The organism is Anabaena sp. FACHB-83, from assembly GCF_014697485.1.
Classification (GTDB): domain Bacteria; phylum Cyanobacteriota; class Cyanobacteriia; order Cyanobacteriales; family Nostocaceae; genus Nostoc_B.
Window position 1 is genome coordinate 15,265 of record NZ_JACJRY010000019.1, and the last position, 20,996, is coordinate 36,260.

A 20,996-nucleotide genomic window follows, 5' to 3' on the forward strand; every position below is an offset into this window, starting at 1 on the left:
CCCCACCCCCAACCCCCTTTCAAGGGCAGGTTTTTAAACCTTCGATAAATAGTTGAGAATATTCTCAATTATGAAACGTAGTTTTAACTGTTCAGACAATAATTTTGGTTTTAAAAGCCCAAAAATTTGTCTAATAAAAAAAGCCTGCCCTTGAAAGCCCCCAACCCCTCCCCGCAAGCGGGGAGGGGAGCGTTTGCGTTAGCAAATGCGGGGTGGGGTTCCGACTGTATTATAGGCAAGTAAGAACCGCCATATTCTTAGTTTCACTGACCTAAGAATAATGCTTCTAAGATACAGCGATCGCTGGAGTTTTCAACAATTTGTGACTTTTACTCCTAAAATGCGATCGCATTACATCCAAATCTTGCTCATTTAATCTAATCCCTTCACCCACTGCCATTCTTGTGTTAACCCCTCTCGCTGCAACACTTGTGGCTGATATCCTAAAATTTTCTGCGCTGGGGATATATCCGCAGGTAAAGGCTTGTGATATGAGCTTTTTTACTTTTGCCTTGTTGTACTAGGATATTCATCATCCATTGAGGTATGAAAGTAAAACATACAACCACCATTCGTATAGGGGCTATGCACTGAACCAGGTTCGGAACGGATGTAATCTCCTGCACCGTAAACCTGATTATCAAGCACCAAATCCCCGGAAATCATATAGATTTCTTCAATTGCGGCATGACGATGACAAGGATAATGAATACCAGGATCAGCGTGAAATAATCCCACTACTTCGCGCTTGACTTGATCAATGTGTAAGATGGCGATTTTCACACCAGGGACATCATGTGGTTGCCAATTCAAATTTTGCGATCGCACCGCGAAACATCCAGGCGGTGTTACTGCTTCCTTGGCTGGGGTTGGTGCTGGAGTATCTAAATCTAAACGCTCAAACAGGCGATTTTTTAAATCTGTCGCCATTGGCACAGTAGGAGTAGTATAAGGAATTGCCGTCACTGCTAACTCATACTCTGCTAACTCTGCGGCTAATTCTGGACACTCTGCTATTTGCTGCTCAACCCAATTTCGCTCTTGTTCATCCAACAAATCAAGGGCATACAAGGGAGCTAGTTCACAAAAGCAGTGGTTTTCAGAATTGCGGTGTATCATCGAGTTCTAGTTTAATTTAATACTAAATAAGTCGTGTATGGATTTGGCAAGACACTAACTTAAAATTCTTCCTCAGTGACAAAAATAGATTGTAACTTTTTTAATCCTAGCCGAATTCTAGTTTTGACTGTTCCCAAGGATACACCTGTTGCCTCTGCAATTTGACTTTGAGTCAATCCTCGATAATATGCTAATTCAATTACCAGTCGTTGTTCATCTGGTAATTTTTTCATGGCTGCGATTACCCGACTCCGCCGTTCAGAAATAAATACTGACTCAAACAAGTCTATGTTATCGGCTTGGGGCTGAATTTCTGTGGTATCCAAAGAAAAGGTAGTAGATACGTGAGTGCGTTGCAGTTTGCGTAGACGATCAAGGATGCGACTACGCGCAATGGTAAATAACCAAGTATCCACTCTACCTTTTTGTGTATCGTATCGCTCGGCAATTCGCCACACTTGAGCGAAAACATCCAATACCACCTCTTCACTCTCTTCTACTGACTTCAGGCTTTTAAAGGCGATCGCATAAATAATTTTGCCATAGCGATCGTAGAGAGCAGATAACGCCGATTGGTCTTTTTGGACAATTTTGGTGATCAGTAAAACATCAGTAGTAGTAAATAAACTCTCCATTCAGAGTTGGTTAGTGATTGAGTTCTGGGTATCACTGCGAAGTATACCGAGCTTTTGACTACATTCCAAGCACTTTTAAGAGTTCGCAAACATACTGAAACAATTAAGGTAACGAATGTTTAAGAAATATCAGATTCAGTTTACCCTCCGAATTTTAGATTTTGGATTTTGGATTCTTTAGGGTACAAGCCCCACCCCATGTGTCTGTAAAAATCTAAAATCGTTAATCCAAAATCCCCAAGCCCCGCACCCTTGTGGTCGGGGTCAATCCAAAATCGCAAATCTAAAATCCAAAATTACTTGACTCAATTATTTACCACTTCAAAAATGAAGCTTCAATTCCTTGCTCTCGTCTAATTTTGCTATCTTTCTCAAACCAACTAATAATTTGCTTTGTTGTTAAATCTTCAACATTCACATTGTATTCTTGAGCAATTTGCTTCAAGAGTTTTTGTGATGAAATTGTCAATCTTGTTAAAAACTTTTCTGGTGAAGATAGTAAAGCACCGTCAACTTGTGCTGACTCTTCCAGGGTTAAAAATTGTGTTGATGGTTGCTGAGATGGTAAATCCATAGAAAAGTATGAAGTATGAATTATGAAGTATAAAGTTTGGAATCATCTTATACCAAATCATCATACAATTAGCCTGCGTTCAGCTTTGCCGTTGCCGATAGGCTAGGAAGGCTTTGTTTTTATAGCCCTAGACTTCCAGTCTCTTGGTTTTATATGCTTAACTGTTGTTTATCTTTTAGCCTCTACCATTGGTGCTGAGTAAGTATTTTTCTTAAAATTTCAAACTTCAGACTTGATAAATTAATTCTGTTCTGGCTTGCGAGCTTGGACTAAATAGCCACAACGATGTTCACCGTTAATAATCCAGTGGGTACGTTCTACTATACAGTCTGGCAGTACAGCCGCAAACATTTCCAGTTCATGACCACAAACGCTAGGAAAAGATTCAGCAACGTTGGAAATTGCACAATTATGTTCTATTAAAACAAAGCGATCGCCTACCCTATCAGTCGGGCGATCATCATCTACTTCTACAGAGTGATATTCTGCCATGAATCCTTCGGCTTTGCGTAACTGAACTAAAGTTTCCACCCGCTCTTTTAACGAACCTTGACCGACGCGATCGCGGTACTCTTGGGCTTTACGTTCCCATTGTTTTTGTAAAATCGTCTTCATTTTGTCGTGGCCGACGGTTTCGGCTAGGGTATCCAACAGCGAAACTGCAAATTCGCCGTAACCATCACCAAAGCGATCGCTTGTTGTCCGATGCAGGCGATCGCGTCCCTGACGACTTAACTGATAAATATGCTGTGGTCTCCCCATTCCCGCCTGCGTCGTTGACGCATAGACAATCAATTCTTCCGCCTCTAAATCCTTAAGATGGCGACGAATTGCTTGGGGACTAACATTTAAAACATCGGAAAGCTCAAAAGCAGTTGCTTGTGAGTGTTTGAGCAGATATTCGAGAATCTCTTGCTTGGTTGAGGACTGCTGGGTAGTCGCCATCGTCGTCCTAAATTTTTTTGAGAAAATTTGACTTTAACAACATCATTGTTGTTAATCTAGCGTAAAATGAAGATACGTTAAACAACATGGATGTTGTTTTAATCTTCATCCTTATTGTAACAGCCGTGTAAACCACTCGGTAAAGCGAGACCGGCATCGGCGAGAAACCAGCCCGTCTTCCATCCTTCAAGAGATCCCATTTCGGAACACGAGAGATTATTACAGATGAGTGCCACTGTCAAATCCCTAGTTAACCAACCTTACAAGTACGGCTTTGTCACCGAAATTGAAGCCGATACCATCCCGCGTGGACTCAATGAAGACGTTATCCGCTTGATTTCCGCGAAGAAGAATGAGCCGGAATTCATGCTGGAATTTCGTCTGAGAGCCTATCGCCAGTGGCTAAAAATGACAGAACCAACATGGCCTAGCGTCAAATATCCGCCAATTAATTATCAGGATATCATTTACTATTCTGCGCCCAAGCAAAAGAAAGAAAAACTCAACAGCTTGGACGAAGTAGATCCGACACTCCTGGAAACCTTCGAGAAACTGGGTATTCCCCTTTCTGAACAAAAGCGACTGGCCAATGTCGCCGTAGATGCGATTTTTGATAGCGTTTCTGTAGCTACAACCTTCAAAGAAAAATTAGCTAAAGATGGCGTTATCTTCTGTTCCATTTCTGAAGCACTGCGGGAACACCCAGAGTTAATCAAAAAATATTTGGGTAGTGTTGTCCCCATTGCTGACAATTATTTTGCAGCTTTAAACGCTGCTGTTTTCAGCGATGGTTCCTTTGTCTACATTCCCAAAGGCGTGAAATGTCCAATGGAATTGTCTACCTACTTCCGCATCAACTCTGGCGATACGGGACAATTTGAACGGACTTTGATTGTGGCTGAAGAAGGTAGCTATGTTTCTTACCTGGAAGGTTGCACCGCGCCAATGTATGACAGCAACCAACTCCACGCCGCAGTAGTGGAACTTGTGGCTTTGGATAACGCGGAAATTAAATATTCTACCGTGCAGAACTGGTACGCCGGTGATGTTAACGGTAAAGGCGGGATTTACAACTTTGTTACCAAGCGCGGCTTGTGTCAAGGTGTAAATTCTAAGATTTCCTGGACTCAGGTAGAAACTGGTTCCGCAATTACTTGGAAGTATCCTAGCTGCGTGTTAGTTGGCGATAATTCTGTGGGTGAATTTTACTCGGTGGCGTTAACCAACAATATGCAGCAAGCCGACACCGGAACTAAGATGATTCACGTCGGTAAGAATACTCGCAGTACGATTATTTCTAAAGGAATCTCCGCAGGTAAGTCTAGTAACAGTTATCGCGGTTTGGTGAAGGTAAATCCCAAGGCTGAAGGCGCAAGAAATTATTCTCAGTGCGACTCGATGTTAATTGGGGATAATGCCCACGCCAATACTTTCCCTTATATTCAAGTACAAAATAATACGGCGAAAGTGGAGCATGAAGCTTCAACTTCTAAAATCGGCGAAGATCAGCTATTTTTCTTTGCTCAACGTGGCATTTCTGCGGAAGATGCGATTTCGATGATGATTAGCGGCTTCTGTAAGGATGTGTTTAATCAGCTACCTATGGAGTTTGCGGTGGAGGCTGATAAGTTGTTGAGTTTGAAGTTGGAAGGTAGTGTTGGGTAATTAAACGAACCGCAAAGGGCGCGAAGAGCGCGAAGAAAGAAAGAGAAGAGAGAGAAAAGATGATTATTGAAAATAGTGCAGTTGTGCTGTCGGTGAGAGATTTGACGGCTGAGGTTGGTGGTACGCCGATTCTGAAGGGTGTGAATTTGGAGGTTCGGGCTGGTGAAATTCATGCCATCATGGGGCCGAATGGTTCTGGTAAGAGTACCTTTTCTAAGGTGTTGTCGGGACATCCGGCGTATACGGTGACTGGCGGTGAGGTGATTTTCCAAGGGCAGAACCTATTGGAAATGGAACCGGAAGAACGCGCTAGGGCTGGGGTGTTTTTGGCGTTTCAGTATCCGTTAGAGATTCCTGGTGTGAGTAATTTGGATTTCTTGCGGGTGGCTTACAATTCTCGGCGGAAGGCGCAAGGGTTGGAAGAGGTAGACGCATTTGATTTTGATGATTTGATTGAGGAAAAGCTGGATGTGGTGAAGATGGATGCAGCTTTCCTCAACCGCAGTGTCAATGAAGGGTTTTCTGGTGGTGAGAAAAAGCGGAATGAAATTCTGCAAATGGCGCTGTTAGAACCGAAGTTGGCAATTTTGGATGAGACAGACTCAGGTTTAGATATTGATGCGCTAAAAATTGTCGCGCATGGTGTAAATCAACTGACTAATCCAGACAATGCGACGATTATGATTACCCACTATCAACGTCTGCTCAATTATATTGTGCCGGATTTTGTTCATGTGATGGCACGCGGCAAAATTCTCACCAGTGGCGGTAAGGAACTGGCTCTGGAATTGGAGTCGCGCGGTTATGACTGGATTTTGGAGGAAAGTGCGGTTGAGGTGGGTGTGTAATGTCTATTCAAGTTTCTCCTAGTGCTATTCCTAACTCAGATGCAGTCAGCTTGGTGTCTTCTCTGTTGGATAGAGATGCTTATTTAACTGGGTTGTTAAATCAAGTAAGTGTAACTGAAGCGGACGGGTTAGCGGAATTACGCCAACAAGCTGCAAATTGGGTACGTCACTCAACTATCCCCACAACCCGCGAGGAAGAATGGCGGTTTACTGATTTGTCAGATTTGCGGGGTGTGGAGTTTCGCAAGGCGCAGCCAGTTAATAATGTAGAGAAGTTAAATGTAACATCGCTGACTGATAATCGGTTGGTGTTTGTTAATGGTGTTTATGCGCCGGAGTTATCTGCTGTTAATTTACCTGATGGTATTTTAGTTGGTAATTTAACTGGTTTAACAGTTGCAGGCGATCGCATCCGCAAATATCTGGCTCAAGCTGAGGGCGCTTTGGAAGTATTCACGGCTCTCAATACTGCTGGTTTAACAGATGCAGCAGTTGTATGGGTGGCTAAAAATGTTGTAGTTGACACGCCTATTCATCTGCTGTTTATTTCGGTTGCTGGGGAGACGGCGACTATTTCTCAGCCGCGTTGTTTGGTTGTGGCGGAAACTGGTTCGCAGGTGACTTTGGTTGAGGAGTTTACGAACCGCCAAGACGCAGAGAGCGCCAAGGAAGTATACTTTACCAACACAGTTACAGAAATTTGGGTTGGTGAGAATGCGGCGGTAAATCATACTAGAGTGGAGAGAGAAGGCGCTGAGGCGTTTCACATTGGGAAGACTGCTGTGAACCAAGCTCGTTATAGTCGCTATACCTGTAATGCTTTGAGTTTAGGCGCAAAGTTATCACGGCACAATTTGGAGATTTTGCAAACTGGTGAGCAAACTGAAACCACACTCAACGGTTTGGCGATGATTTCTGGGAAGCAAGTGGCGGATACCCACAGTGCGATCGCTCTCAATTATCCTTATGGTAAAAGTGAACAATTGCACAAATGTATTGTTGGCGATCGCGCTCATGCAATCTTCAATGGTAAAGTATTTGTACCTAAACCCGCCCAGTTAACTGACGCAGCCCAATTAAACCGCAATTTACTACTATCCTCCAAAGCGCGAGTAGATACCAAGCCCCAATTAGAAATTACCGCCGATAACGTTAAATGCGCTCACGGTGCAACTGTGAGTCAGTTAGAAGATGATGAAATCTTCTATTTACAAAGCCGGGGAATTGATGAAAGTGCAGCACGTAATTTATTAATTAACGCCTTCGCCGCCGAAATCATCAACAAAGTTCCTCTTGCTTCCCTCAGAGACATATTGCTAAACACCGTCACTAGTTTTAAGTCTTTGACTAATGACTAATGACTAATAACTAATGACTATTGACTAATTACCAATGACTTTTACAGCTACCAAAACCCTCGCCGATAAAGTCCGCGCTGACTTCCCGATATTACATCAGGAAGTCAATGGTAAACCCTTGGTTTATCTCGATAATGCGGCGACATCGCAAAAACCCTTGCTTGTATTAAATGCCCTGCGGAATTATTACGAGCAGTACAATGCTAATGTCCATCGTGGCGCTCATACATTGAGTGCAAAAGCCACTGACGCTTATGAAGCAGCACGCGATAAAATTGCCAAATTTATTAATGCTGCATCTCGTCAAGAAATTGTCTACACCCGCAACGCCAGCGAAGCAATTAATTTAGTTGCTTATAGCTGGGGGATGAATAATTTACATCCGGGTGATGAAATTATTCTGTCGGTGATGGAACACCACAGTAATATTGTGCCTTGGCAATTTGTGGCACAAAAAACGGGTGCAGTTCTCAAATTTGTTGGACTAACACCAGAAGAAACATTTGATTTAGAACAGTTTAAACAACTGATTTCTGAGAAAACAAAACTGGTGTCAATTGTTCATGTTTCTAACACTTTGGGTTGTATAAACCCAGTGAAAGAAATTGCTGATATTACTCACAGATACGGCGCGAAATTCTTAGTTGATGCTTGTCAAAGTGTGCCTCATACACCTGTGGATGTGCAGGAAATAGGCTGTGATTGGTTGGTGGCTTCAGGACATAAAATGTGCGCCCCCACTGGTATAGGCTTTTTATATGGCAAGCTGGAATTGTTAGAAGCAATGCCACCATTTTTTGGCGGTGGTGAAATGATTGCCGAGGTATATTTAGATCATTCTACTTATGCCGAATTACCCCATAAATTTGAAGCTGGAACACCTGCTATTGGAGAAGCGATCGCCCTCGGTGCTGCCATAGATTATCTTACTAATATAGGTATGGATAAAATTCATGCCTACGAAGCCGAGTTGACTGCTTATTTATTCCAACAATTAGCGAAAATTCCCCAAATTCGGATTTATGGCCCCAAACCTGATGCGAATGGAGAAGGGAGAGCCGCGTTAGCTGCATTCACAGTCGCAGATATCCACGCCAACGACTTATCTACATTATTAGATCAAGAAGGCGTTGCTATCCGTTCTGGACACCACTGCACCCAACCATTACACCGCTATTTAGGTTTACCAGCAACCGCAAGGGTAAGTTTTTCTTTCTATAATACCCGCGAAGAAATTGACGTATTCATCAAAGCATTGAAGGAAACTATTGACTTTTTTACGGGTATTTTTGGTTAACTTTAGCAAATATTTCCATAATAATTGTGCCAATTGTCAGCCTTAAATACGGCTAATAATTGGCACAATTTGTATCATCATTCAAAAGATATAGGAATCCGGTTTGATTTCTGAATTTATTTGTGTAGGTAGGGAATAGGGAATGGGGAGTCGGGAGTAGGAAAGAAGCCTGATCTGAATGCTCCAGTAAGACTTTCCTGATTTATCTCTGTCGCAAATCCCTGTGATATCTAGCTTTCTTAATTTTAAATTGGTATTATCTGTGCAAAATGTGGCAAATGTTAAGAAAAATTTCAGTTACGAGAAATTTTATCTAGCCACGTTGAAGTTTCAAATTGAGTTTAATAAGGGATTGATATGCGCTTACCTATAACTATTGGTGCAATCTTGGTAGCATCTTTAAGTTTCAATGCTCCGGTATTCTCTGCATCTCCTGTGCAAGTAGTACAAACATCACCAAATTCTAACTTAAAGCAGTTAAGAATTAATGAGCAATTATGGAATCGCCAAAACATCAAAAACTACCGTTACACGGTAACTAATAATTGTTTTTGTGCGCCTGAATTTCGAGGCCCATCAATCATTGAGGTACGCAACGGTATCACAGTTTCTATCACCAATGCCGCAACTGGTCAGGCAGTAAATCCTAGTTTATTAAAACCATATAGCACCGTTCCTAGACTTTTTAATTTGATTAGAAATGCGATTCGTGAAAGCTCGGAATTAACTGTGACATACAATCCACAACGTGGTTATCCGACTCAAATTAATATTGGTAATCTTGCTGCTGATGCTGGAATTTTCACGACAATCAGCAATTTTGAAAAAATTCGTTAAGGTGCAGATTGGGTGGAGGAATGGAACCCAATATTATCAAGACTCGATTGGGTTTCATTTCGTTCCACCCAACCTACTTTTCTATCACCTGTTGTTGCTCACTCTGACTGGAATTTCAATGATAAATTCTGCTCCCTTATCTGGCTCAGATTTGACAGAAATAGTACCATGATGACTTTCGATAATTTGATAGCTAATTGCTAAACCTAAACCAGTGCCTTTATTTACAGGTTTAGTTGTAAAAAAGGGGTCGAATATTTTACTTTGAATTTCGGGGGCAATTCCAGAACCATTATCGATAATTCTAACTTTGATGGTTTCTGATTCTGTAGCTTCTGTTTTAATAATAATTTGCTTTTGATGTTCTGATTTTTCATTTTCTAATAAACTATCAATCGCATTATTGATAATATTGCTAAATACTTGGTTTAATTGGGCTGCATAACATTCAACTAGGGGTAATGTTGAATATTCTTGAACTATCTCTATTTCTTGCTTGAGACGATGATTTAGTAAAGATAATGTACTTTCAATACCTTCATGAATATCTACCGCTTTTTGATCGGCTTGGTCGAGTCGAGAAAAGTTTCTTAAAGAAAGGATAATGTCTTTAATTCTGTCAGTTCCAACTCTCATAGAAGAGAGAATTTTTTGAAAGTCATCTACAATAAAATCTAAGTCTACATCACCAATTTTCTCTTGAATCAATTTTTCTGCTTCGGGATATTCTTTTTGATAGATTTCAACTAGCCGTAAAATAGTGTGAATATGTTCGTTGAGATAATTAAAATTGCCATGAATAAAACTCACAGGGTTATTAATTTCATGGGCTAAACCCGCAACCATTCTGCCTAAACTAGACATTTTTTCTGTTTGAATAAGTTGCACTTGAGTTGCTTGCAATTTATGGAGTGTACTTTCGAGTTCTTGTGCTTGTAGTTTCGCTGTTGCTGTGGCAGTTGAGAGCGCCTTTAAATTATTAAAAGCTTTGGAATGATAACGAACACGGGCAATTAATTCTATCGCATCTGGTAACTTAATTAAATAGTCGTTAGCTCCCGCAGCAAAGGCTTCCGCTTTGAGTATTGGTTCTTCTTTACTGGATAACATAATGATGGGAACTTCCTGCGTTGATGGATGAGAACGAAACCAACGCAACAGCATTAAGCCATCCATATCGGGCATAATTAAATCTAACAAAATGACCGTTGGCTCAAGTGCGATCGCACTTTGCAAAGCCTGTGAAGGATTACTAACATAATTGCAAGTAATATCGGTTTCCTTGGCAATCATGCGATTAATTGCCTCACCAAATATTGCCTGATCATCAACTAACAATATTTTGACATCTTCGGTTGGTAATTTTAATTCTTCCAGTAAATCTGGTGATGCTAACTGCATATTTAAATTAGGTAATAGCATTTGATATCCTTAGTGTCAAAGATAGGGATATTAATTGGATGGTAGCCAATTAGGAGAGCAATCAAGAACTATTAAATTTCTAATAATTTGTGAGTTTATTATAACTTAATATATATGAAAGTAAATATGGCTTTAGATATAACTAAACCGATGTTAGTTAATCAAAAATAACTAACAAAATTCACGAATATTCAGTATTTTTTCTGAAAAAATATCGTATATTTACTGTGGTCAAATTAATTTAATGGGGTTTAATTGTCCGACATCCGTAATATCTTGGTACAAGCAGCAGCGATCGCATCAACTGGTAAAACTTCCACAGCCGCTTTTAATTCCACTGCTACTTTTGGCATTCCATAAACAATGGAAGTTTCCTGATTTTGGGCGATGGTATGCCAACCTGCATCGCGTAAAACCTTCAAACCTTGAGCGCCATCTCTTCCCATCCCAGTTAGTAATACCCCAATTCCTGACTCTAGCCAATGTTTTGCCACACTTTGAAATAAAACATCAATAGATGGACGATAAAGACAATTGGCTGGTTGTTCCGCATAGTCAAAACTCAGGTTACTCGTGATCACTAAATGTTGATTTGTCCCAGCTAAAAAAATTTTGCCTGGTTGTGGTCTAGAACCTGTAGTTGCGATTTCCACAGGTAAGATAACTTGTTCATTTAACCAAGCGGCAAAACCTGGAGTAAACTGAGCATCCAAATGCTGCACAATCACAATCGCAGCTGCAAAATTTTGCGGAAATTGCCCCAGAATCTTTACCAATGTTTGGGGGCCGCCAGTGGAAGCACCAATGACAATTAGTGGTGGTGATAATTTCGGCAAAGATGACAGTTTTTTGACTGTTCGCACCTGGGGAGATTTACCAAGTAATTTAGCGATGGTACGAATTTTGTTTAACAGCCCTGTGCTACCCTCAGCAGGTGTATTGATGGCATCTAAAGCACCATAGTGCATTGCTTCTAAGACTTTACCCGCATAGCGATTAATACTCGCAGTCACAATAATAATTGCACAGGGCGACTGACTCATAATTCGCCTTGTGGCTTCCACTCCATCCATACAAGGCATCAAAATATCCATCAAAATTAAGTCAGGGGTATCAACTGCACATTTGCTCACCGCTTCTGCACCATCGTAAGCCACCCAAGCCAAATCATACTCCGGGATTGTGGCTAATATTCGCCGCATCGCTTCCACCATCATCCGCATATCGTTGACAATGGCGATTCTCATAAAGTGGGGAGTGGGGAGTGGGGAATGGGGGGTGGGGAGTCGGGAGTGGGGAATGGAGAGTGGGGAGTGGGGAGTGGGGAGTGGGGAGTGGGGAATGGGGAGTGGGGAGTAGGGAGTGGGGAGTGGGGAGTCGGGAGTGGGGAGTGGGGAATGGGGAGTGGGGAGTAGGGAGTGGGGAGTGGGGAGTCGGGAGTGGGGGGTGGGGAGTGGGGAGTGGGAGAAATTTTTATATCTTGTTGGTGAATGCTGTTCATAGAGTCTTAACCCTGACCAATCAGGTCAATTACGGCTTGTAATAAAGTGTCATCATGAAAGCTGCTTTTGGTGAGATAGTAGTCTGCACCTGCTTCTAAGCCTTGAATGCGGTCTTCTTGGCGGTCTTTGTAAGAAACAATAATTACGGGGATATTTTTTAACTGGGGATGGGTTTTGATTTGGCTGGTGAGTTCAAAACCATTCATCCTGGGCATATCAATATCTGTAATTACTAAATCATAATCGCTAGTGCGTAGGGCGTTCCAACCATCAATCCCATTGACGGCGACATCAACTTGGTAATGGTGATTTTCTAAAAGCTTGCGTTCCATTTCCCGGACGGTAATTGAATCATCTACAACTAATATGCGCTTGTGAGTTTTGCTCAATGTCTGCTGTGTTGATTGATTTACTTGACTTAGTTGACCACTAGCAACCACCTTGGTCATAGAACGAACTAAATCTTCGACATCGATAATCAATACGGGATTCCCATTATCCATGAGGGCGGCGGCGCTAATGTTGGGAATTTTCCCCAGCCTGGAATCTAAAGGTCGGACAACTAAAGTGTATTCACCAATAAAGCGGTCAACAACTAGTCCATAATGATGGAGGCGATCGCTAATCACCACCACTGCTAATAATTCTGGATTTTCCGCAGTTAAGGGTAACTCAAAAACTTGCCGCGCGGAAATCAATTCTACTGGTTGATGATTCAGCCAAAAAAACGGGCGATTTTCTGACAGCGCAATTTCTGATGGCGATAACATCAAAACTTGATCAATTCGAGTTAACCCAAAGGCGTAAGGTTCCTCGGCAATCTCTACTAATAAGGTACGCACAATAGATAAAGTCAAGGGTAACTGCAAATAGAAACTCATCCCTGTTCCTGGTTGAGAAACTGCCCTGACTGTGCCGCCAACTTCCCGCACGGTATTATGGACAATATCTAAACCCACACCCCGTCCAGAAATTTCGGTAATAGTTTGTGTGGTGGAAAATCCTGGTAATAGCAAAAACTCCATTAACTCTGCTTCAGTTAATTGCATGGCCATATCTGCGTTTACCAGTTGTTTTTTGACAACTTCTTGACGCAAAAACTCCAAATCAATTCCCCTGCCATCATCAGAGATGGTGATAAATAACATCCCCGCCCGATGGACAACTTCAATGGTAATTGTGCCTGCTTCAGATTTACCTTGGGCTATCCGTTCTGGAGGAGATTCTATACCGTGATCAACAGCATTGCGGAGGATTTGGGTTAAGCAAGCTTCTAAGCGTTCCAAAATATCCCGATCTACCAAGGTATGCTGACCCTTGATTTCGAGGTTCACGCGCTTACCCAACTGTCTGGCTAGGTCACGTACCATGCGCGGAAACCCTTGCCAGCCCTCGGCAAAGGGACACATCCGGGTAGTAATTAGTTCTCGATACCAACGATGGGCGAGGTTTTCGGAACGCTGGGCAAAGGATTCTAATTCGGTGTGGCGATCGCTAATTAAACGGGTACATTCGCTGGTTTTTTGATGTACTGTACTTAAATGTTCTTGAATATGTTGATCTAGGGTGCGATCGCTAAATAATTCTTGTAATTTAACTATTAATTTCAATAACTCGATTTGATTGGTTCTGACTTGGACAAATGATTCGGTAAATGACTCTAACCATTTACTGCTAACAATGGTTTCCCCGGCTAATCCCATCAAGCGACTGAGATTATCTGTACTCACCCGCACGGTTTGGTTTTGGGGACTGACTAAGGCTTCTGGTTGACGGACTTCGATTGGGGGCGGGGGCTGTATAATATCTTGGGCTGGGATATTCACAGTTGTGGAAATATTAGCGATCGCCTTGACTAAAGCTTGAATCTGGGGCTGGTTTCCTGGTTGTAGTTCGGCATTGGTGGCGATGTTTTGCAACATATCCACCCCTTGCAACAATACATCAATATCATCTGCCGTTAAATTCACCTTGCCAACTTGTGCCGCACTAAAACAATCTTCCATCACATGGGCTAAGGTGACGGCTGGTTCAAGTTGGACAATTCTTGCAGCACCTTTAATACAATGGGCAGCCCGCATTAAAGCCGCTAATTCTGATTTGGGATCAGGATTGGTTTCCAGCGCCAGTAAACAATTGTTCAGCACCACAACCTGAGTTGTGACTTCCATTTTGAACAAATCAAATAAGGATAACTGACTGAGGTCAGCGTTTTCGCTCATTACTGTGCCTTCTTCGCCAAATTGGTAAATAACAATTCATCATCCAAATAACTGACAGTACGCACTGTGGGCAGATTCAGAGGTTGCCAGGAAAATAAACCTTTGGTATAAGTTTGAGTGACATTACGTAACACATCACGCAATTCTCGTCGATGAAATCTGTGGACACCATATATTTCATCCACCGGAAACACCCAAGCATTACCAGCTTTTTCGATAACTGCCATTCGGGAATGAGATACAGGACTCAGACTTGCTTGGGGTGGTTCACTGGGTTCAATTTTTAACAAATGACTTAAGGAAACACATAAAAGCAATTCACCCCGAATGTTAATTAATCCTCGTAAGACTTGGTTGTGGCGATGGGGTAGGGTATGAATCACACTCGGAGGTGTGGTTTCTTTAAACACCTGTGCCGGCAGTGCCAACCATTCTTGATGCAACCGAAAAATTACTACTGTTAGAGTTTCACTGGTTCGCACCGCGTAGGTAGGTAGATGCGGTTTTTTCTGGGCGGGAGATTCCGCAATGAATTGTGTCCACTCATGACGATATTTTTCTGGTGTTGGGCGTTCTAGTAAACAGCGACCAGCCGCCGAATAAACCGGACAGTTGCGACAATGAATATGTGTAGATAATTCCGCACAAGTGCGATCGCCCTCAATGCCAATTACATTCCAACAACTTTCTACTTGAGTGGTCATAAGTCAATGGTCATATCTCTTGATTAAGCTGCTACATCAACTGGGGTGAAGGATGAAAAATCATCACTTTTGACTTTAAACACAGAAACTTCTTGGCGTAAACCACGAGCGACTTGATTAAGTTGGGCAAGCGCCTGATTAATTTCTCGCAGAGAATCGGCAGTTTGAATTGAGGTACTGCTTAACTGCACCATTGCATCACTAATTTGTTGCGCTCCTAATGACTGCATTTCCATTCCCTGATTCACCGCCGCAAAATGGGGATTTAAGTCTTGCACCTGCTGAATAATCTGCCCAACTTGGCTACTAATATGGCTGACATCTGCCACACTCCGCCCGACTTCCGCCGCAAATTTATCCATTTCCATCACCCCTGTTGACACCGAAGATTGCATTTGTTTGACCATCTGTTCAATATCTAATGTGGCGACTGCGGTTTGGTCTGCTAATCGGCGAATTTCTCTAGCTACTACCGCAAACCCTAAACCATATTCTCCAGCTTTTTCTGCTTCAATGGCAGCATTTAACGAGAGCAAGTTCGTTTGGTCGGCGACTTTAGTAATTGTTAAGACAATATTATTAATGTTGTTAGCTTTTTCGCTAATAATCCCTAGTCGCGTGGCGATGGTGTTTGTGGCTGTCGCTAACTGACGCATACTTGTTTCCATGCGCTGCAAGTCTGTTTGACTGATGTTAGCGGCTGTGGTTGTCGCTTGGGACATTGTGACCACTTGTTCCATTGTGTGCGCTAGTTCTTTGGAGGTGGCGGCGATTTCTTTGGCTGTGGCTGTGACTTGGTTTGTTGATGCTACTTGTTCTGTGAGTGTTGTTTCCAATTGTTTGCCGGCTGCGGCTATTTGTGTGGCTGAGGTTGTGACTTGAATACCTGAACCTTGGACTTGGCGAATCAAGGTACTCAATTTCTGTTTCATTGTTTGGAGTGCTGCCATTAGCTTATTAATCTCATGATTGGCAGTGATTTCTACATTACTGGTAAAATCTCCCGCCGCTACTTTGTCAGCTAAATGAAAAGCTGTTTGCAAAGACCGCGCCAACTCCCGACTAGGAATTAAGATAATTGCCAAACAAACAGTTATAGTTACAATCACAATCCCCAAAAAAGTTCCCCAATTCACCAAGACAGCAACACGTTGAATTTGACTAGCTTGCTTTTGTCTTTCGACTAAACTTTGGTCTACCACCGCTAACATCTCATTCATTTTGAGTCTGATGTCATCCATCAAATTTTTACCTTGATCGGATAAAATCAAAGCCAATAATTCTTTTTCCTGCCCAAGTCGCCGCATTTTAATAGTTGTTTCTAGTTCAGCCATTTTTGCTTGGCTTAATTGTTCAATTTCCCCCAGAGTTTTAACTTGTCTAGAATTATCTAAAATTTTACTTCTGACTTGAATAAAAGTATCTTTTAACTTGAATTGAGCTAATTTATATGGTTCCAAATATCTTTCTTCTTTAGTAATAATGAAGCCCCTCTGACCTGTTTCAGCATCAAGTAAAAATTTTTCCAGTTCCTTTAACTGAGATTTGATGGCATAAGTTTGATTCACCCAATTATTCGATGCTATAAGTAAATTAGTATTTGAGTTAGAAATATAGCTGGCAATCCCTGTTAACCCAACAATAAGCGTACATCCACCCATGATAAAATGATTGATTTTTATACCTCGCGGCATCTTATTTTCCTTTGTGATTATTTGTTATTCTAGAAATAGAAATTAATAACTAATCAATCAGAAAATTCATAATTTAAGCATTTAATTCCACTACAACAGCTAAACCTCGGTTAATTAGCCATTAATAGCCTTTGTTGCGGGAAATTGGCATCCGTAATTCGAGGATAATTATTTTGAAATTACGATAAAGTCGGTACTACAGCATTGCTATTAACTTTAAACACAGAAACTTCTTGGCGTAAACCACGAGCGACTTGATTAAGTTGGGCAAGCGCCTGATTAATTTCTCGCAGAGAATCGGCAGTTTGAATTGAGGTACTGCTTAACTGCACCATTGCATCACTAATTTGTTGCGCTCCTAATGACTGCATTTCCATTCCCTGATTCACCGCCGCAAAACGTGGGTTTAAGTCTTGCACCTGCTGAATAATCTGCCCAACTTGGCTACTAATATGGCTGACATCTGCCACACTCCGCCCGACTTCCGCCGCAAATTTATCCATTTCCATCACCCCTGTTGACACCGAAGATTGCATTTGTTTGACCATCTGTTCAATATCTAATGTGGCGACTGCGGTTTGGTCTGCTAATCGGCGAATTTCTCTGGCTACTACCGCAAACCCTAAACCATATTCTCCGGCTTTTTCCGCTTCAATGGCGGCGTTTAACGAGAGTAAGTTGGTTTGGTCGGCAACTTTAGTAATTGTTAAGACAATATTATTAATGTTGTTAGCTTTTTCGCTAATAATCCCTAGTCTCGTGGCGATGGTGTTTGTGGCTGTTGCTAACTGACGCATACTTGTTTCCATGCGCTGCAAGTCTGTTTGACTGATGTTAGCGGCTGTGGTTGTCGCTTGGGACATTGTGACCACTTGTTCCATTGTGTGCGCTAGTTCTTTGGAGGTGGCGGCGATTTCTTTGGCTGTGGCTGTGACTTGGTTTGTTGATGCTACTTGTTCTGTGAGTGTTGTTTCTAATTGTGTACCCGCAGCACCTACTAGGGTGGCGGAGGTTGTGACTTGAATACCTGAACTTTGAACTTGACGAATCAAGGTACTCAACTTTTGCAACATAATCTGAAAAGATGCCATGATTTGACCAAGTTCATCTTTGGTCTTCAATTCGTTCTCAGGCAAAGATAAAGTGAAATCACCAGCAGAAATCTGCTCGGCGACATCTACAACCTGAGAAACTCGACTACCCAAAGACCTAGAAACAACTGAAGTGACAAAAAATGCGATCGCTATAGTTAATATTGTTACTAACACCGCTAATAAACTCATCAAGTTGAGCATCACTTTTGTCCCTTCAATCCGGTTGCTCATAATTTCTTTTTGGTGACTAGCAAACTCCTCATGAATTTGACGGAATTTATAGCTCATATCACCAGATTTTTCTAGATATTGCTCAATTAAAAATCTATTGTTCTCAAAATTTGGTGTTGTGATCGTATCTTTAACCAACATTTCAAATTCATTGAACATATTCTGCATTGTTTTTAATCTTTCTTCCTGAAATTTATCTTCAGCAACCTTAGAAGCAATATTCAATCCTTCTTGAAACCTTTGATTAAAAAAAGCATATCTTTCCAACGCATCTTGATATTTTTTCGGATTATATAAATATCGCCGAATTGCCAAATTCATGTTTGCCAGACTCAAGGCCATATTATTTGTCCCTATAATGGCTTCGTTTGACATTCCCACTTGTTTATAAATAATCCTGGTCTGACTACTAGTGGCATAAACTATCACACTAAAAACAAATATTAAAATTGTCGGGATAGCAAATCCTAACAAAGTTCTATCTTTAAGTTTCCAATTATCTAGCATTTTTATTTTTGATTTATCTGATCAAAGCTTACAAATACTAAGGTTCCCCAACAAAAAAGCAAACTAACAATTCAGTTATTTAAATTTTCTCTAATGTTATTAACTTACTTAAATAAGTGTGAACTTTTTGTAATTGAAGCTCGATAAGAGAGGCTAGAGGTTAGGGGCTAGTACAACAAGGCAAAAGTAAAAAGCGCAAAGTAGGCGGTGTCGGTTTCCGTCCCGCCTAACTTTGTAAGAAGGCAAAAGTAAAAATAAATAATAACGATATCACAAGCCTTTTAGCAATTTCTTATAGTCTGTTTATTTACGCCATACTGTGCGAGGGGTTGTAAATAAATGAAAAAATCCTAAATGAATTACAAACACCTCTACCTTGTCTACTTTGTCTACCCCGTCACCCTTGTCGCCCTTGTCTCGATTATTCACATATCAAAACTGTAATCTGTAGATGCGTTGCCAAAGTAAATCAGCACTGGTTTTATCTCCCTGCTGTTCTTTGAGTAAGGCTAAATGAGTCAATCCTGCTTCATGATTAGGTTGCAGATAAATTGCTTTACGAAAAGATTCTCCAGCTTGTTCATTTTGTCCCATTGCTTGCTGTACTTCACCAAGCAGAACATAAGCTTCAGCATTAATTTGATTTTGCTTGAGGTATTCTTTACATAGTTGAATTGCATCTTCTAAGCGACCTTGATTAGCTGCAAGTTTAGCTAAATCGAATAAATTACTATTAGAATGATTTACAGATATATCTTGGGGTGATGCAATTTCTACCTTGTTGTGAATAGTCAATTCAGATGATTTTTTTGTAGTTATCAAATCTTGGTGATGACTCAACTTTTGATAAGCGATCGCTGAAGATTGACGGACAGCGACTAATTGAGTCTTTATCAGTAATGCAGCTTCGGCAGACGCAACGAATAATAAACCTTCTTTAGCAAGTAAATTTTCGAGAATGTGAATGGTTTGTTCTCTAGTCTTACTGTCAAAATATATTAATAAATTGCGGCAAAAGACTATATCATATTTTTGTTGATAGACACTAAAATTAGTATCGGCTAAATTACCGTTGATAAACCTTACCAAATTTTTGATTGATGATTGCAAATAATATTTAGAATCAATTAATTTAAAATAATTTGCTTGAGCAGTAAAATTATGACCACGAAATGAGTGTTTATCATAAATTGCTGTTTGGGCTTTTAACAAACATTGTTTACTAATATCAACAGCATCAATGTGAAATTGAGTAGATGTTAACCCAGCTTCTAATAACGCGATCGCAATCGAATATGGTTCTTCACCAGTGGCGCAAGGTACACTTAAAACCCGCAACACACCTTGCGGTTTTTTAGGCAACAATTCTGATAATACATAGCTTTTGAGCAGCGCAAATGATTCTGGTTCCCGAAAAAACCAAGTTTCTGGAATAATCACATTCTCAATTAATGCTTCCCATTCTTGGGGAGAATCTTGTAAATATCCCCAATAGCTAGACATCTCTGATATACCGCAATCTGCCATTCGTTGATAAATCGCACTGGCGATCGCACCAGAACCAATTGAGTTAACATCTAAACCAATTTTGCTTCTCAGTAAAGCTTCAATGACAGATTGCACCATTATGACTGTCTTTAAATTACATCAGGCTGGAGGCTAGTGGCTAGAGGCTAGAGATTAGTGTTTTTTATTCAGAAATCAGTTAATACTAACTAATTAAACAAAATATTCATACACATTCTCGTCCCTAACATCGAAGCCCTAAACTCTATTTAAAAGATTTTCCGATAAGAAATTTATTTGCTCTGTTTCCGATAACAAGGATTGAATATCAAGGCAATAAATCATTCCGCGTTCATCTACAATCATTTTGCCCAAATATGGTGCTGTATCTATCTGAATATGAGCATCAATAAATTCAGTTTGAGATTTGTGCAATGTTTCCACTACTTGTTCTGCCATCAAACCCAAAATATGTTGAGTATGATTATCTCGACAATAGTTAACTAATATAATTCGCGTACTCCAGTTATCGCCACAGCTTTTACCCTGCATCAATTGACATAAATCAACAACTGGTACAACAAAACCACGGTAGTTAAATACACCAGCTAGATATTTTGGTGTGTGTGGCAAGTTTTTGAGAATAACCAATGGTATAACTTCCACAACCTCTTGAGATGCGATCGCATATCGTTCATTGCCAACTCTAAACAGTAACATGAGCATGTATTCATTTCCGTATGTTACTTATAGGACTTACAAATCAAAACTAAAAATCAAGGGTTTTGGCGAGGGTATAGGGGTGTACTGATTCAAAATCCTTACACCCCAAACCC

The 20,996-nt window shown here is 41.0% G+C and carries 17 protein-coding genes and 1 pseudogene; 5 read left to right on the forward strand and 13 right to left on the reverse strand.

The window, feature by feature from the left end:
* Positions 1–372: 372 nt before the first annotated feature.
* The 5 genes and pseudogenes from H6G79_RS36880 to sufR all read right to left on the reverse strand — a co-directional run.
* Positions 373–474 (reverse strand): annotated as a pseudogene (locus H6G79_RS36880) (UDP-glucose 4-epimerase); the annotation flags it as partial.
* A 27-nt stretch (positions 475–501) separates the two neighbouring features.
* The gene (locus H6G79_RS21280) at positions 502–1,119 is read right to left on the reverse strand and encodes a cupin domain-containing protein (RefSeq protein ID WP_190594862.1); all 618 of its coding nucleotides are present in this window, start codon (positions 1,117–1,119) and stop codon (positions 502–504) included.
* Between the two features lie 59 nt (positions 1,120–1,178).
* The gene (locus H6G79_RS21285; protein WP_190594863.1) at positions 1,179–1,754 is read right to left on the reverse strand and encodes a sigma-70 family RNA polymerase sigma factor; all 576 of its coding nucleotides are present in this window, start codon (positions 1,752–1,754) and stop codon (positions 1,179–1,181) included.
* 313 nt (positions 1,755–2,067) lie between these two features.
* Positions 2,068–2,328, reverse strand: a complete 261-nt coding sequence (locus H6G79_RS21290) for a hypothetical protein (RefSeq protein ID WP_190594864.1) — start codon at positions 2,326–2,328, stop codon at positions 2,068–2,070.
* 240 nt (positions 2,329–2,568) lie between these two features.
* Positions 2,569–3,273 carry an iron-sulfur cluster biosynthesis transcriptional regulator SufR gene (sufR, locus tag H6G79_RS21295; protein WP_190594865.1) on the reverse strand — a complete coding sequence of 235 codons (705 nt, stop codon included), beginning with the start codon at positions 3,271–3,273 and terminating at the stop codon, positions 2,569–2,571.
* A gap of 225 nt (positions 3,274–3,498) precedes the next feature.
* Here sufR and sufB point away from each other — a divergent pair, with 225 nt between their 5' ends.
* From sufB to H6G79_RS21320, 5 genes are all read left to right on the forward strand, one after another.
* Complete coding sequence (sufB, locus tag H6G79_RS21300; RefSeq protein WP_190594866.1) at positions 3,499–4,938, forward strand: Fe-S cluster assembly protein SufB; 1,440 nt, start codon at positions 3,499–3,501, stop codon at positions 4,936–4,938.
* Positions 4,939–4,997: 59 nt separating this feature from the next.
* A complete protein-coding gene (sufC, locus tag H6G79_RS21305) occupies positions 4,998–5,786 on the forward strand; it encodes a Fe-S cluster assembly ATPase SufC (protein WP_190594867.1) in 789 nt (262 codons plus the stop codon).
* Positions 5,786–7,144: a Fe-S cluster assembly protein SufD gene (gene sufD, locus H6G79_RS21310; protein ID WP_190594868.1), complete on the forward strand. Its 1,359-nt coding sequence runs from the start codon at positions 5,786–5,788 to the stop codon at positions 7,142–7,144. Before sufC ends, sufD begins: the two co-directional genes overlap by 1 nt.
* A 34-nt stretch (positions 7,145–7,178) precedes the next feature.
* Positions 7,179–8,441 carry a cysteine desulfurase gene (locus H6G79_RS21315; RefSeq protein WP_190594869.1) on the forward strand — a complete coding sequence of 421 codons (1,263 nt, stop codon included), beginning with the start codon at positions 7,179–7,181 and terminating at the stop codon, positions 8,439–8,441.
* A gap of 357 nt (positions 8,442–8,798) precedes the next feature.
* Positions 8,799–9,278, forward strand: a complete 480-nt coding sequence (locus H6G79_RS21320; protein WP_190594870.1) for a DUF6174 domain-containing protein — start codon at positions 8,799–8,801, stop codon at positions 9,276–9,278.
* Between the two features lie 84 nt (positions 9,279–9,362).
* Here H6G79_RS21320 and H6G79_RS21325 read toward each other — a convergent pair whose 3' ends face one another.
* From H6G79_RS21325 to H6G79_RS21360, 8 genes are all read right to left on the reverse strand, one after another.
* Positions 9,363–10,700: an ATP-binding protein gene (locus tag H6G79_RS21325; RefSeq protein WP_190594871.1), complete on the reverse strand. Its 1,338-nt coding sequence runs from the start codon at positions 10,698–10,700 to the stop codon at positions 9,363–9,365.
* A gap of 251 nt (positions 10,701–10,951) precedes the next feature.
* Positions 10,952–11,947 carry a chemotaxis response regulator protein-glutamate methylesterase gene (locus tag H6G79_RS21330; RefSeq protein ID WP_190594872.1) on the reverse strand — a complete coding sequence of 332 codons (996 nt, stop codon included), beginning with the start codon at positions 11,945–11,947 and terminating at the stop codon, positions 10,952–10,954.
* Positions 11,948–12,207: 260 nt separating this feature from the next.
* Positions 12,208–14,424, reverse strand: a complete 2,217-nt coding sequence (locus tag H6G79_RS21335) for a hybrid sensor histidine kinase/response regulator (RefSeq protein ID WP_190593147.1) — start codon at positions 14,422–14,424, stop codon at positions 12,208–12,210.
* On the reverse strand, positions 14,424–15,128 hold the full coding sequence (locus H6G79_RS21340; protein ID WP_190593146.1) for a chemotaxis protein CheW: 705 nt from the start codon (positions 15,126–15,128) through the stop codon (positions 14,424–14,426). The genes H6G79_RS21335 and H6G79_RS21340 overlap by 1 nt, the downstream gene beginning before the upstream one ends.
* Positions 15,129–15,151: 23 nt before the next feature.
* Complete coding sequence (locus tag H6G79_RS21345; RefSeq protein WP_190593145.1) at positions 15,152–16,822, reverse strand: methyl-accepting chemotaxis protein; 1,671 nt, start codon at positions 16,820–16,822, stop codon at positions 15,152–15,154.
* Positions 16,823–17,001: 179 nt separating this feature from the next.
* A complete protein-coding gene (locus H6G79_RS21350) occupies positions 17,002–18,654 on the reverse strand; it encodes a methyl-accepting chemotaxis protein (protein WP_190593144.1) in 1,653 nt (550 codons plus the stop codon).
* A 432-nt stretch (positions 18,655–19,086) separates the two neighbouring features.
* Positions 19,087–20,280, reverse strand: coding sequence for a protein-glutamate O-methyltransferase CheR (locus tag H6G79_RS21355; protein ID WP_190593143.1), 1,194 nt, complete (start codon positions 20,278–20,280; stop codon positions 19,087–19,089).
* Positions 20,281–20,418: 138 nt separating this feature from the next.
* Entirely contained in the window at positions 20,419–20,880 is a 462-nt protein-coding gene (locus H6G79_RS21360) for a chemotaxis protein CheW (protein ID WP_242048492.1), read from the reverse strand.
* Positions 20,881–20,996 lie beyond the last annotated feature (116 nt).